This window comes from Sphingobacterium sp. JUb56, from assembly GCF_014191365.1.
In the GTDB taxonomy this organism is placed as follows: Bacteria; Bacteroidota; Bacteroidia; order Sphingobacteriales; family Sphingobacteriaceae; genus Sphingobacterium; species Sphingobacterium anhuiense.
On the sequence record NZ_JACHWL010000001.1, the window covers coordinates 403,869 to 421,116 of the forward strand.

The 17,248-nt window shown below is 36.1% G+C and carries 9 protein-coding genes; 4 read left to right on the forward strand and 5 right to left on the reverse strand.

Annotated elements, in window-relative coordinates; genetic code table 11:
• Position 1: 1 nt before the first annotated feature.
• Entirely contained in the window at positions 2–1,276 is a 1,275-nt protein-coding gene (locus FHR29_RS01445; RefSeq protein WP_183911958.1) for an IPT/TIG domain-containing protein, read from the reverse strand.
• Positions 1,277–1,725: 449 nt separating this feature from the next.
• Between FHR29_RS01445 and FHR29_RS01450 the strand changes: the two genes are divergently transcribed.
• Both FHR29_RS01450 and FHR29_RS01455 read left to right on the forward strand, forming a co-directional pair.
• The gene (locus FHR29_RS01450; RefSeq protein WP_183911960.1) at positions 1,726–3,393 is read left to right on the forward strand and encodes a glycoside hydrolase family protein; all 1,668 of its coding nucleotides are present in this window, start codon (positions 1,726–1,728) and stop codon (positions 3,391–3,393) included.
• Between the two features lie 253 nt (positions 3,394–3,646).
• Positions 3,647–6,553, forward strand: coding sequence for a glycoside hydrolase family 2 TIM barrel-domain containing protein (locus FHR29_RS01455; RefSeq protein ID WP_183911962.1), 2,907 nt, complete (start codon positions 3,647–3,649; stop codon positions 6,551–6,553).
• Positions 6,554–6,678: 125 nt separating this feature from the next.
• Here FHR29_RS01455 and FHR29_RS01460 read toward each other — a convergent pair whose 3' ends face one another.
• The gene (locus FHR29_RS01460; RefSeq protein WP_183911964.1) at positions 6,679–7,542 is read right to left on the reverse strand and encodes an AraC family transcriptional regulator; all 864 of its coding nucleotides are present in this window, start codon (positions 7,540–7,542) and stop codon (positions 6,679–6,681) included.
• A gap of 868 nt (positions 7,543–8,410) precedes the next feature.
• On the opposite strand from FHR29_RS01460, the gene FHR29_RS01465 reads away from it, so the two are divergent.
• Positions 8,411–11,641 carry a TonB-dependent receptor gene (locus tag FHR29_RS01465; protein WP_183911967.1) on the forward strand — a complete coding sequence of 1,077 codons (3,231 nt, stop codon included), beginning with the start codon at positions 8,411–8,413 and terminating at the stop codon, positions 11,639–11,641.
• 34 nt (positions 11,642–11,675) lie between these two features.
• Entirely contained in the window at positions 11,676–13,481 is a 1,806-nt protein-coding gene (locus FHR29_RS01470) for a RagB/SusD family nutrient uptake outer membrane protein (RefSeq protein ID WP_183911969.1), read from the forward strand.
• 346 nt (positions 13,482–13,827) lie between these two features.
• On the opposite strand, the gene FHR29_RS01475 is transcribed toward FHR29_RS01470, so the two are convergent.
• From FHR29_RS01475 to FHR29_RS01485, 3 genes are read right to left on the reverse strand one after another with little or no spacing between them, the layout of a single operon-like run.
• Positions 13,828–14,826, reverse strand: coding sequence for a metallophosphoesterase (locus FHR29_RS01475; protein WP_183911971.1), 999 nt, complete (start codon positions 14,824–14,826; stop codon positions 13,828–13,830).
• 53 nt (positions 14,827–14,879) lie between these two features.
• A complete protein-coding gene (locus FHR29_RS01480) occupies positions 14,880–16,133 on the reverse strand; it encodes an MFS transporter (protein ID WP_260291492.1) in 1,254 nt (417 codons plus the stop codon).
• A 6-nt stretch (positions 16,134–16,139) separates the two neighbouring features.
• Positions 16,140–17,231 (reverse strand): zinc-binding dehydrogenase, encoded by a 1,092-nt coding sequence (locus FHR29_RS01485; protein WP_183911973.1) that lies wholly within the window; start codon positions 17,229–17,231, stop codon positions 16,140–16,142.
• Positions 17,232–17,248 lie beyond the last annotated feature (17 nt).

Consider the following 17,248-nt stretch of genomic DNA (forward strand, 5'->3'; position numbering starts at 1 on the left):
GTTATTCAATAATTATAGTTCGGATACGATGATTTTTCCAATCTGCTACATAAAGAATACCTTCCTTGTCTAATGCTAAACCAGTGGGTTGGTTGAAAAGCGCATTTTGTGGAAGTCCGTCTGAATACCCTCCTTTACCTGGTTGACCTGCATATACCGTGACATTACCGTCTTTATCAATCTTTCGGATACAATGATTGCCACGGTCTGCTACATACATATTATTTTCTTCATCAAAGACCATCTGTTCAGGATTGTTGAAACGAGCATGCATTTTTGGTCCATCTTGTGTTCCGGCAATACCTTGACCTCCAGCGTATGTTTCTGCCTGACCAGTTTTGGGATTGAACTTGACAATGTAGTGGCTACTTGTTCTAGCGATATAGATATTACCTTCATGATCGACAGCTATGCGATCAATTTCATTTACATTCGTTCTGTACACTTCTCCCAATGAGGTAAAGGTGCGTCCATCTACAGCTAATATTTTACCGAAAGTATAGTCTTGTAAATAGAAAATATTAGCCGTTTCATCATAAGCAATATCTAAGGGGTAGGAGTATTCATTTGCCGCATCATTGAAACTCAATGTAGGTTGCCACGAATTTGCGGGTGATAATTGAAAGAAAGTCTTAGGAAAACCATCGCGGTCGCATACGAATGGGACATTATCTACTTTTCTGATTACTATCCCATGTGCAGATTTCACAGCTCCGGCAGGTATAGTCGTTACTTTGTTGTTTGTAATATTGACCATTCTAATATTTCTTGAATCAGCATATTGTATGACAAAAAGATTTTTTTCACCATCAATGTTCAGGTATTTTGGATCTTTAAACATGGCGGTACCAAGTGCACCATCTACATCGCCACCGCTACCATCTGCGTTTACTCTACCGGAAAGTGTGCTGACGGTCTGTAGCAACTTATAGTTGTATTTTTTTTCAAAGGATTTTGACTGACCTTTAATTGTTACCTCGATCGTATTGATAGGTTCTAATCTGCGAGGTGATAAAACATATATTTTGGTGGGTGAAATGCCTACTATAGCCGCTTTTTTACCTCCAATGTTGACCGTAACTTGGCTAGTGTCATTTCCAAAATTTTCTCCTGTAATAATAAGTTTAGTTGCCGCGGATCCTAATTGAGGAGAGAAATCTGTCAGCACAATAGGTTGATTTGCATTATGAGGTTCAATGGGTATATTGTCTGCATTTTTACATGAAATCCAAAGTAGGGATATGAGAAAAAACAGCAAATAGTTTTTTAGTTTCATAAGATGTAGATTATAGGTGTTTGGTTATTAGTATTATTGGTTTGTTTTACCGATAGAGGCATAGCAAATGCGGTCTACAGGAATTTGACAAGCATGCAACAGGTCGCTCCTGATGCGATAAGCAGCGTAATTATTTAAGTACATCTTGGTTAGAGATTTGGTTATTGGTAAATCTATACGCTAATTAATTGAAATTGTAAAACTATTTTAACCAGTATTAAAACTCTTTATACCATTATTTTATTAATTTCTTTATGTAGTTAAAATAGTGTCATTTAAGGTGTGAATAGTTTTAGTTTTATAAGATTGAAAATATCGAATTCAATAAAAGAATAATTGAGTGATAGACATCATGATAATATTGGATCAAAGCTTGGTAAAATAGGCTTTGCAATATGAAATTGGTCATAGGTATCTTTACATGACTATTATTTACTTCATTTAAGATTATGAAAAAGCCGAGAAAATTTGGACTGTATACGACTGCTTTATTTTGCTTGTGGATGATTGCCCCATCTTATGGTCAAATTACTGAAAGGCCACGTCCTAAAGAATGGGATCTTCTTATTGAAGGTGCTCGCTTTAAAGATCGTTTTCTACCTATGCCTAAAGGAAAAGTTATAACTGGAAGTGATTGGGGAGCGGAGGGAGTGCGGAAACGATATATTGATAATGGAATTGAAGATGGTGAGCGATCGTACTGGGGCGGTAACATCTTAAAAGGCGATGATGGTAAGTTTCATCTTTACGTATGCGGATGGCCTGAGCGTTCAGCGAAAGGACATATGGAATGGTCGAATTCAGTTGTATATCATACGGTTAGTGATAATTCAATCGGGCCGTACAAAATCGTTGATACTATAGGTAAAGGTCATAATCCTGAAATTTTCAGAGCGAAAAATGGTAAGTATGTTATTTATGTGATCAATGGTTACTACATATCTGATAGCTATAACGGGCCTTGGAAGTATGAGAAGTTTGTATTTGATCAACGGGATCGTCCTATCATCGAAGGTTTGTCAAACCTTACCTTTGCAAAGCGTGAGGATGGATCTAATTTGATGGTGTGCCGAGGTGGTGGTATCTGGTTTAGTGAAACAGGTTTAAGTCCTTATAATCAGATAACAGATAAACGCGTATATCCAGCTGTTGAAGGAGAGTTCGAAGATCCAGTTGTCTGGCGCGATCATATTCAGTATCATCTTATTGTAAATGATTGGTTGGGACGAATTGCTTTTTATCAGCGTTCTAAAGATGGTGTAAATTGGTTAACTGATCCAGGGGAAGCTTATACCACTGGTATATCTTTTCATCAGGATGGTGTAAAGGAAGATTGGTTTAAGTATGAGCGCATTAAAGTATTGCAAGATAAGTACGGTCGAGCTTATCAGGCAAATTTCGCCGTTATTGATGTTTTAAAGCTGGAAGATAAACCGAATGACCGACATAGTTCAAAAAATATTTCGATTCCATTGAACCCAGGAATGCTGATGGAAATGCTGAATACAGAACTACCATCTTTAAATACAAAATTTGTCCGTGTCAAAGTGTTAAAAGAGCCTAATTTTGATCCTGCTAAGGAATTGGATTTACAAACATTGCGATTTGGAAAATCAGAGCTTGTTAATTATGGAAAAGGGAGCCGTGCAACTAAAATAGAAAATACAAAAGATGGGGTTATCATTACATTTGAGAATAGTGGGCATGGGTTAACTCAAGATGAATTTGCTCCCAAATTAATTGGTAAATCTAAGTCGGGAAAGATTCTTTTTGGTTATACCAGAGTGCCATGGGTGGCGTATAACGAAGCGATTTTATCAGCTAGAAAGCCGATCGTGGATAAAACAAAAGATCAGCAAGTTTTCGAAGTACAGGTGGATAATTTTGGGCTAGTGAAATCTAAGGAAAGTAAGTTAGAATTATATATTCTTGATGGTGAAAAGAAAACTTTGATCGCTAGTGGACTGATAGCTCCACTTGATCCTTATGCCATGAGCAAAATTAAATTAGCAGGAATTATTCCATTAACAAAGGGGGCGAATAATCTAATGAAACTTGTTATTCAGGAAAAAGGTATTCAAAAGTCAACATTTAATTTTGATTTGAAACTTGATTAATCTTATTTTTTGATGTAGGAAATCCAGCAAGTATACATTTGCTGGATTTTTTAATTTTTAGTGTATGTGGGTAAATTTTCAATAATTTATACTGAAAGAGATGTTGTATGGGATATTATGAGGTATTATAGTTTAAGAAAGGGTTAGTTTAGTTGCAGAAAAGACGATTTTTATTATTCATTTTTGAAACGTACATGATCTGTAATCCGAGAGGGATTTTTTTATCATGAGTAAATATCTAAAATCTAAATAAATGAAATCATTATTAGTCCTTTTCTTTGGATTTCTTTCTCCGCTTATAATATGGGCGCAAGATATTGTTGTTCCAAGATTAACGCCTTTTCCTGATCATATCCAATCTACAAAAATAGATTTGAATGGAAAATGGTTATTTGATGTTGATCCGAACGAAAGTTTCTGGAAGTCTCCGCAAGCTGTAGATTGTAAGAATATACAGGTTCCGGGCGAATGGGTGATGCAAGGTTTTGAAGTAGAGAAAGGAGCTAAGGCGGGCTATTTTCGTCAATTTGAAATCCCTGTAAGTTGGAAAGGACAGCGTGTCAAGCTTAGAAATAATGGGATTTTTAGTGAAAGTACAGTTTATATTAATGGTAAGAAAGTAGGAAGTCATATAGGGGGATTTACTCCTTTTGAGATCGATGTGACAGATTTTGTTCACTACGGTGCTACTAACCAGATTACAATAGCTGTACGTAGCGAAAGTTTAGCTGATTCCTTAGCGAGCGCATCACGCTATGCTGTACATGCCCTTGGTGGTATAACTCGAGATATATTTTTGTTTGCGATCCCAGAGACAAATATTTCTTCTTTTCATGTGGTTACTGATTTTGATGCGAGCTATACAGATGCGGTTTTGTCTGCGGATGTGCAGTTGTCAAATGAATCTATTAAAGACAAAGGTACTCTTAAACTAGCATTTAGTTTGTTGGACACAGAGGGAAGATCCGTTGATTTAGGAAAGTCGGAATATCTAGTTGATGAGTTGAAAAATGGTATAAATTTAAATCGTAGTCTAAAGTTTCAGATTCGTAAACCTCATCATTGGACATCTGAGTCTCCCTATTTGTACACGTTAATTTGTGAATTAAGTGATGGATCGGGTGTTTTACATCGCACAAAGCGAAGAGTTGGTTTTAGAGAGCTTGAAGTAAGAGGAAACCAGTTTTTGGTTAATGGAAAACCGATCAAGTTAAGAGGCGTTAATAGACATGAAGTGATGCCACTCCGAGGAAGATCTTTGGAAGGTGATATTTGGGCTAAAGATGTTAAGTTATTTAGAGAAGCCAATGTAAATTATATTCGTACATCGCATTATCCTCCTGATGAGAGATTGCTTGAGGCTTGTGACGAGCTTGGTATGTTTGTAGAGGTTGAGGCTCCATTTTGTTGGGCACATGAGACTGCTATTAAAAAAGAGGATATGTACCCTCTTCTGGTGAATCAACATATTGAGATGGTTAACCGGGACAGGAGTCATCCTTCTATTATTATGTGGTCTTTAGGAAATGAGTCTAATCTTTATAAAGAGTATTTTAAGGAAGCTGGTGAAGTTATTAAAAAGATGGATCCATCCCGTCCCCGCATATTCAGTCAATGGGGCCCGGATGCTGATAATGGCGAGCTTGAGGTGACGAACCATCATTATCCTGGTCCAACTGGTCCAGATATGTATCGCAATAGTAAACGTCCGGTTACTTTTGACGAATATATCCATGTAAATTCTTACAATCGTTTTGAACTATCGGCAGATCCGGGTGTAAGAAATATGTGGGGACCGTTATTGGATAAAATGTGGACAGCTATGTACAACAGTCAAGGTGTGCTTGGTGGCGCAATCTGGGCTGGAATAGATGATACTTTTTTCTTACCTAACAACAAGGTTGTCGGATATGGAACATGGGGTCCGTTGGATGGCTGGCGTCGGGCGAAACCCGAGTATTGGAATATGAAAAAGTCATACAGTCCAGTAAAATTAGAACAGCGTGGAAATTTATCAAAGGACGGTGTAGTATCTTTTGATGTCGAGAATCGTCATAATTTTACGGATCTGTCTGCTTGTCGATTTGAATGGTGCTCTGGTCAGGATAGTGGGGTTGTGCAAGTGAATTTACCTGCCAGAAGTAAAGGTCATTTTGATATCGATCTGAAGAATGAAAAACACTTGGATCAGGAAATTTATTTGAGAATAATTTCTCCTTTAGGTTTTGTAATAGATGAATATCTATATTCCTTGAAACCGAAAGTAATGGTCGCGGAGGTTGAAAAGAAAGGTTCTGTCAGTTTTGAAGAAAAAAATGAAGCTATCCTTGTTAAGGACAAGAACAGGGTGTTTGAAATCAATAAGTCTGATGGGCTTTTAAAAGTTTATGATGTCCATGGTAACAATTTGATCAATAAAGGGGCTACATTGATGTTATTGCCGCTCAATTCGGAAGGCAGGGGTATTCAAATGGTTGGTAAAGATCAAAATTTTGAACCTTTTAACCCTGTTTGTGTGAACTGGATATGTCAGTCGGTGGTCTATGACATACAGAAAGATAGTTTAATTATACGTATTAAGGGAGCATACAAAGAAGCTGAAGGAGCATATATTTATGTGTTTAAAGCAAATGGCGTATTAACGGTTAGCTATGATTTTGAATTGAGAACTGCAGTATCACCAAGGCAAGTTGGATTGGTATTTGAAATACCTAAAGAATTTAATAATTTAGAATGGAAACGTCATGGATATTGGAATATGTATCCGCAGGATCATCTCGGGTCATTGACTGGTCATGCTGTCGCTTTTAATCCTGATCTACCCGTTTCTGCTTCGGCGGGACCATCTGCTTTACCCCACTTAGGTTGGTCTTTTGATCAGACAGATGCAGGTTCGAACCTCTTTAGGGCAACGAAAGAAAATATTTACTCTGCTGATTTGTCGAATTTAAATGGGAATAAGGTTAAGGTCTTAGGTAATGGTAAACAACATTTTAGAGCTTGGATAAGCACGGATAAAAATAGTATTAATATGTTGGTCGCAGATTACAATAATGCTGGACGTGAAGGTTTTCTATCCTCTCATGCAGAGGTTGAATATCGCCCCTTAAAAAGGGGGGACCGTGTAACTGGAAAAGTTATGTTACGGTTTGAAAAATAAAAAGAAATAAAATTATAAATGAGAATATAAAGTCCAGAAAGATTAACTTCAACTGGACTTTATATTTATTAATGGTTTTTCGAGTATCAATTTATTGATATTTACTAGTAATGAAGCATTATTTTTTATTTCAGCAACTCATTTTTGTACTCGCTTGGAGTAATTCCTTTTGTAGTTTTAAAAATCTTGTTAAAATTTGATAAACTGTTAAAACCACAATCATAAGCGATATTTCCAATCTGGTTTTTATCTTCATTAATGAGTTTACATGCTTGACTAATACGGACTTCATTGACAAACTGAATAAATGTTTTTTGCGTGCGGGTTTTAAAATATCTACAAAAAGCATGTTTGGTCATATTCGCTATTTTGGAAACTTCCTCTAAATTTATTTCTTTAGAAAAATTGTCGAATACATGTCGGAAAATTTTATCAATCTTTTCATTGTCTTTAGCAATGTAAGTATTTGTATATCCTGGGCTTGAAAGAAAACTATATTCCTGAGAATTTAACATTTTTTGGAAAAGCTCAAGTAAGAGAATCGTTTTTGGGATACCCTCACTGCTTATCATTTTTTGTAAAATACTTTTCAGGTCATTTTTTAATTTACCATGAAATATTAGCCCTCTCTGAGATAGGGCAAAGAACTGCTCGAGTTTGGATGTGTTAAAAAAAAGGGAAAGTGTACTAATTAACTTATCCGGCTCAAAGTATAATGCCATCGAAGATGCCGCATGGTTAATATTTAAATCTTGACTGTCATTGTGCCAGACATGTGGTAAATCTGATCCAATGAAAGTCAGTTCATCACTGGTAAAAGTATCTAAACTATCCCCAATCATGCGACGTCCCTCGCTTTTGACAATATACGTGATTTGACATTCCTTATGAAAATGAAATTCTGAGGAAAAGTAGGGCCTGTTTATTTCTCGTGTTACAAATATATTGCTTCCTAATCCTTCTAAAACTTTTGCAAATACTGGCTTCATGTATATTGATTGTTTTGTAGATTATATAACTGTATTTAGCTAATATAAGATTAGTTAGGGGAGTAACAAAAATTTATTGTGAAGCGTGTTTGACTCAAGATGTTGTTACAACAATTGGACAGAAGAAATATAAAAATGAAAATTATTTGAATAGGGATTATAGTAGCCTAGTTAATTTATGTTGTTGGCAACTGATGCAATTTTATATTTACTATTTATATAGTAATCAGATTTATAACTATTTATTTGTGGGGATGTGATTTGTTAATAAAGGCTAAACTTATGTGTATTTAATTTCATCTTTTATTATATAAATATTGTTTTAAAAGGATTTAGCGAATTTATTTTTGTTAATCAAAATATATTATCTATTATTGATGTTAAGTTATATTAAACAGATATAGACTAAGTAATGAAGAGGTCGATCTTACTTTGCAAATTGCATTTAAATGGATCAAATTGTTACTTCTATATTTTTTTATAGCGACCAAATTATAGTATAACCTGTTGAATTATGGTTCTTCAAGAAAATACGCGTGTCTTGTTCTATATACTTTTGCAGGTATAAAAAAGTTTAAATTTAATATTAAGTTTAAGTAATGCTAAACTCAGAGATTTATATTTGAGGAATTAATGCTGATGATGATGTATTATTTTAATATTTGTAAACAATTGAGTAGGTTGTAGATAGATTGATTCAAAATGAAATAATTTAATACTTATTATTGAGAAATTTTAAAATAAGAAATGCCTATGGATAACTAATTACAAGATCCTCAAAATACAAAAGGAGATGCGCTAACATCCCCTTTAAGTATAAGGAAATCAAAAGTCTAGAAAAAAATTAATTAACCTTAATTGTTTAAATATGAGTAATTTTTCCCTCGTTTCAAAATGGAAAAGTAAATTTTATTGCCCAGTGTTTCGGGTTTCCACTACACAAAAAGCATTATCTATCGGATTGATGCTCTCACTTATGCATGTCGAGCACAATGCCTTATATGCTTCATCGGTACATACATCTATACAATCAGAAATCCTGGTAAAAGGTAAAGTAACCAGTCAAGGAAGAGGCTTGCAGGATGTATCTGTCTTTGTAAAAGGTATGAAATCAATAGGCACTAAAACAAATAGTGTTGGAGAGTTTACCTTAGAAGTACCAAAAGGTTCTACTCTTATCTTTACTTCCATAGGCTTTAAGATGCAGGAAGTACAAGCTGGTCCATTACTAAATGTTGACTTGATAGCAGATGCTTCGCTTCTTGAGGAGGCAATTGTTGTGGGTTTTGGTACCCAAAAGAAGATTAATTTGACAGGAGCTGTAGATCAGATCTCAGCGAAGCAATTGGAGAATCGCCCGGTAACCAATATTGGTGCTGCATTGCAAGGATTAATACCCAATTTGAATATTACAAATCCAAGTGGAAATCCTTCGGAGGGTGCCAAATTCAATATCCGGGGAACAACTTCTCTGAATGGAGGAGTTCCTTTAATTTTGATCGATAATATTCCTTATTCCGAAGATGAACTGGCTCGATTGAATCCTAACGATTTTGAGACGGTTACTGTGCTTAAAGATGCTGCTGTGGCAGCTATTTACGGAGCTAGAGCCGCTTTCGGTGTCGTACTAATTACAACTAAATCCGCTAAGAATGGTGATGTTCAAGTCAATCTAGGGTATAATACCTCAATTCGTACAGTAGGCAAGCTGCCCGATATCGTAACGGATCCTTTAAAAGTAATGGAGTACAAAAGGATGGCTGCCGCTCCGCTTTATGATTTGTATCCTGATGCTGTAAGAGATTATGCAAAGAAAATGCAGGATGATCCATCTTTGCCCAATGTGATTATGGATCCGACCAATAAGTTGAATTATATGTATTATGGTTCAACAGACTGGATGGATGAAGCTTATAAAAAATCTGCTCCAGCGCATACGATTAATTTAAGTATTGGAAAGAAAGCAGATAAATTAGCGTATCTGTTTTCCGGAGAATATTACCGTCAAGATGGTATGTTGAAATATGGGGCTGATCAGTTGAATCGATATAATGCAAGGGGTAAGGTTGATTTTCAAATGAAAGATTGGCTATCTTTTGGCGTCAATACTTTAATCACAAGTCGTGATTATGAATCGCCAGTTTTTATGGGAGGCGATTTCTTTGGAAATGTGAACCGTACAAGTTCTTTGGATATCCCTAAGAATCCTGATGGAAGTTGGACTTCGGCAGGAGCAGGTTTGTTGGGTAGAATGCAAGACGGGGGTCGTAAAAGACAAACTATTAATGAATTTCAATCCACATTTTCTGCTAAAGCATCCATTATCAAAGATATCTGGGATGTAAATGCTGATGTTACCTTTAGAAGGACAAGTGGAAATTCTAATTCATTCGATTTACCGATTCCTTATCGTACGGGACCAGAAACAGAGATTAAGTATGCAGGTTCTACAACATCTTACGCTTCAAAGACTAACGATACGGACAAGTATGATGTAGTTAATATTTACACCAATTTTAAGAAAGAGTTTGGAAAACATTCTTTACAAGCATTATTAGGGTACAATCAAGAGTATCGTAAAAATGACTACAGTGAAATGTCTCGAAATAATTTGTTGTCTCCCGATTTTCCAACGGTTGAATTGGCGACTGGACCGATGTCAGTAGGTCATGGGATTGATGATTGGGCATTACAAGGGATTTTTTATCGATTGAACTATAACTATGAAGGAAAATATTTGGTGGAATTTAATGGTCGCTACGATGGTTCTTCTCGTTTTCCTAAAGGCGATCGTTGGGGTTTTTTCCCGTCTGTTTCTGGAGCATGGGTGCTATCTGAAGAACGTTTTTTCGAAAGTTTAAAACCTGTTGTTAATCTGCTTAAATTCAGAGGTTCTTATGGTCAACTTGGTAACCAAAATGTATACGATAAAGATGGGAATCTGTTAAGTTACCCCTATATACCTTTTATGGACAGTTATAAAGTAGGTCAATGGTTAGATGGTGAACGTCCAACATCTTTGCGCCCACCGGAGGCAGTTGCAAAATCATTAACATGGGAAAAAGTATCAACCGTAAACTTTGGTATTGATTTCGCGCTTTTAGCGAATCGATTAAATGTTAATTTTGATGCCTATACTCGTAAGACAGAAGATATGGTTATCCCAGGGCGTACGCTACCAGGTGTTTTCGGGACGGAAGCACCACGATTTAACGCCGCAGATCTGAAAAATAAAGGTTGGGAATTGCGCTTAGCATGGAATGATCAATTTGAACTCTCTAATTCTCCTTTTAAATACAATGTTGCAGTTGTTGTTTCAAATAGTCAAACCCATATTACTAGATATCACAATCCGACGGGTAACTTAAAGGACCATTACGCTGGAAAACTTATGGGCGAAATTTGGGGTTTAGAATATGATGGTGTTTTCGAAAATCAAGCACAATTAGACGCTTTAAATCAAGTGGATATTGGAAATGGAAATGTAGGAAACAATTCTTATATCGGAGATATTAAATTTAAGGACTTGAACGGCGATGGCAGAATCAATTTTGGTAAAAATACTTTGAATGATCACGGTGATCGCGTGATCGTTGGAAATTCAAGTACGCAGTATCCATATAGTTTAGATTTAGGAGCCGATTGGAAAGGTTTTAATGCACGTGTTTTTCTTCAAGGTGTAGGTAAGAAGGATTGGTATCCAGGTGGCGGACATTTTTATTTCTGGGGTGTATATGCACAACCATGGACTAATCTAACCAAACAAAATTTAGATCACTGGACTCCAGAAAATCCAGATGGTTATTTTCCAGCAGTGCGCGCTTATGCTGCAGAAGTGACTGATCGTTCATTGGCTGTACCAAATAAAAAGTATATGCAAGATGCGAGCTATATGCGGGTGAAAAATATAACCTTAGGCTATACGTTGCCTAAACAATGGTTGGAGCGGACTGGATTGGGGCGTGTACATTTTTACTTTAGTGGGGAGAATTTGTTTGAAAAAACCAATTTGAAAGTATCATTGGATCCTGAGGGCTTGGATGGTAAAGTTTATCCATTTCAACGTACCTACTCATTTGGTATGAATCTTAACTTTTAAGTATTAAGGAACAACGTCTATTTTTTAAATGATAATGATGAAAAATACAATTCTAACTTATATAGCATGTGCAAGCATTTTAATGCTTGGATCGTGCCAAAAAGATTTTTTGGATCGTTTGCCTCAAACGAAACCTACTGAAGAAACGCTATTCAAAAATGTGAGTGACTTGGAAACTTATAGTAATAGTTTTTATGAAATGATGGGACCGTCTTATAGTGATGGATTCTCGGATAATATTGCTGGTATGAGTGGATCATCTAATACAGACGCGATGGTCAGAAATAGTCTTACCCCTTCAAATGTTGGCGGATGGGACAGTTGGAAAAACATCCGTACAATCAACTTTATGTTGCAAAATTCGAGTAGGACTGTTGGGGATAAAGCAAGTATCAATCACTTTATTGGTATAGCCAAATTTTATAGAGCATACCTGTATTATAATATGGTGATGACTTATGGTGATGTGCCATGGTATAATAAGGTCTTAAAGGATGACGAAACCGAATTAATGGAAAAAACACAAGATCCTAGAGTGCTTGTTGTGGATTCAGTGATGGCCGATCTAGAGTATGCCGCTGCTAATATTAAGCCAAGTGGTAGCAATACGCGGGTGACTAAATGGACGGCATTGAGCTTGCTGTCAAGAATATCTTTATTTGAAGGTTCATACCGCAAATACCACAAATATTTAGGATTAGATAAAAGTGCAAATACTTATTTTGAGCGTGCTGCTTCTGCTGCTAAAGAAGTAATGGATCAAGGAGGTTTTACAATCTATAGCACAGGAAAAGGAGGAGAGGATTATCGAAATCTATTTGTAAGTAGTGATATAACGAGTAATAAGGAAATTATATTTTTCCGAAAAAATTCTGAAGCAGATGGTGCCGCGAATAATTCTCATACGGTCTTTGATTACCAATGGGCACTAAGTAAAGATCTGATGGAAGAGTTTCTGATGAAGGATGGTACGCGCTTTACAGATTTACCAAATTATGATAAAAAGACTGTGACAGAAATATTTGAAAATCGTGATCCGCGGTTAGCTGAGAATATCATGCAACCGGGCTTTAAGACTAATCCTGCTGTTAATACTCCACATGTTTTAAAACCTACTTTTGGTGGATATCTTCAGATCAAGTTTTATCCTAGAGATCCAAATCAGCGTAAAGGTTGGGATCTGAATTATACTGATCTTCCGATTATGCGCTATGCAGAGGTGTTGTTGAATTATGCCGAGGCACGAGCAGAATTGGGCTCAATTTCACAAGCTGATCTGGATGCAACAATAGGTAAGCTTCGTGCTCGTGTAGAAATGCCTGCATTGAATTTGGGTTTTGCAAATGCAAATGTTGATCCTATTCTGGCAAAACGCTATGGCAGTTTTGGAGATAATACACCTTTTCAGAATGGCGTTATTTTGGAGATCAGACGAGAGCGAAGGATAGAGCTTGCTTCTGAAGGATTTAGATTAAATGATTTAAATAGATGGTTTGTAGGTCAGTTGTTGGCCGTTAATCCAAAAGGCATGTATGTCCCTGCGTTAGGAGCAATAGATGTGACTGGTGACGGTGTTCCTGATATTGCTATACTGCAAAATAAGGATACTTTAGAACCCATTTCTTCCATTCCTAAGGAAGTTAAAGATAAGCTTGTGATGTATTATTTGGATGAAAAGGTTATCTTTCTTTCAAATGGAACGTCAGGGCATATTCAGTTTGTAAGAGATCAAGTGCAAGTACGAAAATGGGAAGATGGACCTAAATACTACTATCGCCCAATTCCGATTGTACAAACTACGCTTAATCCGAATTTATTACAGCCTTTAGGATGGAGATAACTCTTGTTAATATTTTTTAGGTATTTAGCCCTTGATTTTCAAGGGCTAATTTTTTTTATAGTAATGAGAAAAATGAATTATTTGAGCTATTTTGTTAGCAACAATTATCTTTAAAGCTCAGTTATGAGGTCACGTGTATAGTTAGGTACTATAGAAAATAACAAATTGGAATGCAATGGAATATTTTTAGCATTTATGCTCTTAGGTGTAGCATCTTTTTAAGAAGAGCATATCTAAGTTAAAAATATTTAAATAACTGATTTTTGAAGTCATGTTAATTGTTTCCAGATAACATAATGATATTGATTTCATAATAAAGGCCTCTTTAGAGGCCTTTATTATGAAATCAATACTTCAATTTTCGCGAGTCAATTTCGGAAGTTATTGGATATACATCTTTGTAAACATCAATTCCTGCATCGCTTAATGGTACTCCAGCCATTTTGGTTTTCGTACCTTGAATACGAATATTCTTTTTATGATCTAGGTCAATTACTGCCCAAATTGGATCTTCATATACGAGTGTATAGCGAAGGATGCCGTGTTTTTTGTAAAAATCATCTGAGAAAGCCGAACTTTTAAAGTCTTCTCCCGCCCAATAGTATGATGAACTGTTAATCTGTACATAATGGATCCCATTGATTTCATTGTGATAATTCATATGATGGTGACCTGTTAACACGAGTACTACTTTGTTAAAGCCTGCCTCTTTGTTTATCTGTTCGAATAGATAACGGACCTCCATGCCATTATCTAATCCGCCTAATGTATTTTCAAGCCCTTGATGACAGAAAATAACGGTGCGTAAGGATGTGTTTTGAAGGTCTTTTTTTAGCCAGTTAAGTTGCTTTTTTGTAATAGAACGAGGATAGCCATCTATTTTCTTCGTTTCACTTTTTTCATTGCCATCTAATACGACAAAATGAAAACCATTCTTGTCAAATGAATAATAAGGATTTGTCGCACCCCAAAATGCCAGAGCCTGTTCTTTGGAGAAGCCACCATCGGTATCGTGATTTCCCAATACGTAATGTTTTTCTCCCTCGAATTTACTCCAAATATCTAGTAAAGGTTTATTTTTTGGTTTTGGGACGCAAAAATCACCTAACTGTATTATGAAATCGGGCTGCTCTTTGACCATAGTATCAATAAATAACTGTGCTCTTCGATCACTGTCATGCATGAGATCATAATGGAGATCTGATATGACGCCGAATTTTACTCCCCGATTTTTACTGGTAATGTTGTCAATATTCTCCACTATTGGAGCTGCAATAGTTTTATTTACAAGAAGTCCTGACAGACTTAGTCCTCCGATTTTTAGGAATGATTTTCTGTTTAACATAATTTATAATATTATATTCCGGTTTATATTCTCTTCATCTAATAGCGCTATTTTTACATCTGAACTTCACTTGCTGTTGCTGGCTTTACAAAGGAAATAATGATAGCACAAATTGCACAAATTACAGCAACTACAAGGAAGATGTTTGATGTATTGCCTGTGTAATCAATAATTTTTCCAAATATAGGTTCTCCGATAGCCGCAAACACATACGCGAACATATTCATAACACCTATACCGGTACCTACTAATTTGGTTCCTAAGATATCTGGGCTTAAGGTCCAAAAGTTAGCTTGGGGTCCGTACACAAAAAAGCCAGCAGTAAACATCAAGACAGCAGCGAGTACATGATGTGGGGTTGGTATAACATAAATCAACAATGCAATTGCACAGCTGCAGAGCATTCCGGCTCTAATCGACTTGCTTCTGTTTTTGTTGAACAGTAAATCTGAAATATAACCAAATGAAACTGCTCCTACAGCCATACCGATAGGAATGAATAAAGTAAGCCATAAATTACCATTTGATTCCTTGTAATTATTCCCTAAGAAATGGATCGGTACCCAGAAAATAAGTCCATATCTTGCCATACTTTGAAATCCGATGGCAAAGGATGCGATCAGAAATTTTTTGTTTCCGAATACGAGCTTATAAGACTCTTTCCAACCTAATTTTGATGTTGAATCGTTTTGTGCACTATCTGATTGTAGCGTAAATCCTTTTAAAGACGGATGACTTCTCGCAATAATTAAAAATAAGACTAAGGCAAAAAGAAGAAAGAGTATGGGGTATCTAAAAAGTGTACGCCAGCTTTGTTCTTGTTGTACTAAAAGTAACGCCATGAAAAATGTAAGCACAGATGAGCTCCCTGCTGCCATCGTATAAAAACCAAAAGCTTTACCTCGTTCATTGCTATCCCACCAATTGGAGATTAATTTACTTCCCGATCCCCAGGCCATAGATTGAAAATAACCATTTAATGTCCAAAGAATAAGTATTACAACGTAGGTATTGGCATAACTAATAGACAGGTTGCAGACAATAGATAGAAAACCACCTGTTAAGATCATGATTTTTGGACTTAGACGATCTGCAAGATTACCGTTAATTAATTGTCCTATGGCATATCCCATCAACATGGAAAAGCTAATCCATCCAATTTGCTGGTAGCTTATACCTAATTCAGCTGACATTCCTTTTGCCGCCCAGCCAAAATTATGTCTTCCTGTATAAAAAAATAAATAACAGAACATGGTGATAAATAGCATCTTCCATTGCTCTTTTCTGAAGTTTTTTTGAATCTGCATCTTCTGTTATTTGATATCCATATTGATGCCGACACGTATTGGTTTGTTCATTACAGCGTAGTCGAAAGCTTCATTCACTTCATCTAAAGAGAATTCTTTTTCAACAAGATCAAGAAATGGGTATTTCTCGAAATTCTGCACAATAAAATCTACTGCTGTAGAAAAATCTTCGTAATTATAATTATGTAAACCTTTAATTGTTAATATGCGTCGGATCATTTGCTCTGCATCGATCTCAAGTTTACGCTGTTTAAACACTGCTCCAATAAATACGGCAACTCCATTTATACCCAATTGTGCTATTCCTGCTTCCATAGCATCTGGTGAGCCACTCATGTCAATAAAGCGATCAATCCCATTTCCTACTTTAACAATTGCTGATTCATCAAGCGTGGTTTCCTTAGAATTTAGAGTTTCGTTAGCGCCGAATTTTTTAGCAAGCGCTAAGCGTTTGTCATCAATATCTGTTACTATAATTTCGGATGCACCTGCTTCTTTACACATCGCTACACATACGAGACCCAATAAACCCATTCCGGAAATAAGTGTTTTTTTACCTTTGATGGTTCCAGCTAACCGAATAGCTCCAGCTGATGTAGCAATGGCACAATTGATCGTTGCTGCAATAGGTGCAGGTAATTCTTTTGGAAGAATACGAATGGAAGTATGTGGTCTTAATATAATGTGTGACGCTAATCCTCCATGAAAACTGTCACGATCTGTAATTTGTCTGTGTCCATATTTGTATAGATTTTCATTTTTTTGAGGTGTTTCTGCATTATAACTAGCTGTTTCGGGATCACTAGCAAATACGGTCCAGGTGATAACATCTCCTTCTTTGAGTTCCTGTCCGGAAGCATCTGTTAAAACTGAATTTGAATTTGTCTCCATTATTGTCCCCACTATCTCATGTCCAAGTATAGTTGGGCAAGGTTCTTGACGTAGACCGCAATAAGTATGAAGATCACTGCCACAAAGTGTAGCGTAATTTATTTTGACGAGTATTTCTCCTTCTTCCAGATTTGGTATCGTACTCGATACTGATTGAAGAGGAGATTTAGGTTTTTCAAAAACCAAGAATTTTCCTTGCTTAGCCATAATTGTATTGTAAATAT

Excerpts from the sequence above, each read along its gene's own strand:
- FHR29_RS01445 (WP_183911958.1), bottom strand. The coding sequence starts at position 1,276 with ATGAAACTAAAAAACTATTTGCTGTTTTTTCTCATATCCCTACTTTGG.
- FHR29_RS01450 (WP_183911960.1), top strand. The coding sequence starts at position 1,726 with ATGAAAAAGCCGAGAAAATTTGGACTGTATACGACTGCTTTATTTTGC.
- FHR29_RS01455 (WP_183911962.1), top strand. The coding sequence starts at position 3,647 with ATGAAATCATTATTAGTCCTTTTCTTTGGATTTCTTTCTCCGCTTATA.
- FHR29_RS01460 (WP_183911964.1), bottom strand. The coding sequence starts at position 7,542 with ATGAAGCCAGTATTTGCAAAAGTTTTAGAAGGATTAGGAAGCAATATA.
- FHR29_RS01465 (WP_183911967.1), top strand. The coding sequence starts at position 8,411 with ATGAGTAATTTTTCCCTCGTTTCAAAATGGAAAAGTAAATTTTATTGC.
- FHR29_RS01470 (WP_183911969.1), top strand. The coding sequence starts at position 11,676 with ATGATGAAAAATACAATTCTAACTTATATAGCATGTGCAAGCATTTTA.
- FHR29_RS01475 (WP_183911971.1), bottom strand. The coding sequence starts at position 14,826 with ATGTTAAACAGAAAATCATTCCTAAAAATCGGAGGACTAAGTCTGTCA.
- FHR29_RS01480 (WP_260291492.1), bottom strand. The coding sequence starts at position 16,133 with ATGCAGATTCAAAAAAACTTCAGAAAAGAGCAATGGAAGATGCTATTT.
- FHR29_RS01485 (WP_183911973.1), bottom strand. The coding sequence starts at position 17,231 with ATGGCTAAGCAAGGAAAATTCTTGGTTTTTGAAAAACCTAAATCTCCT.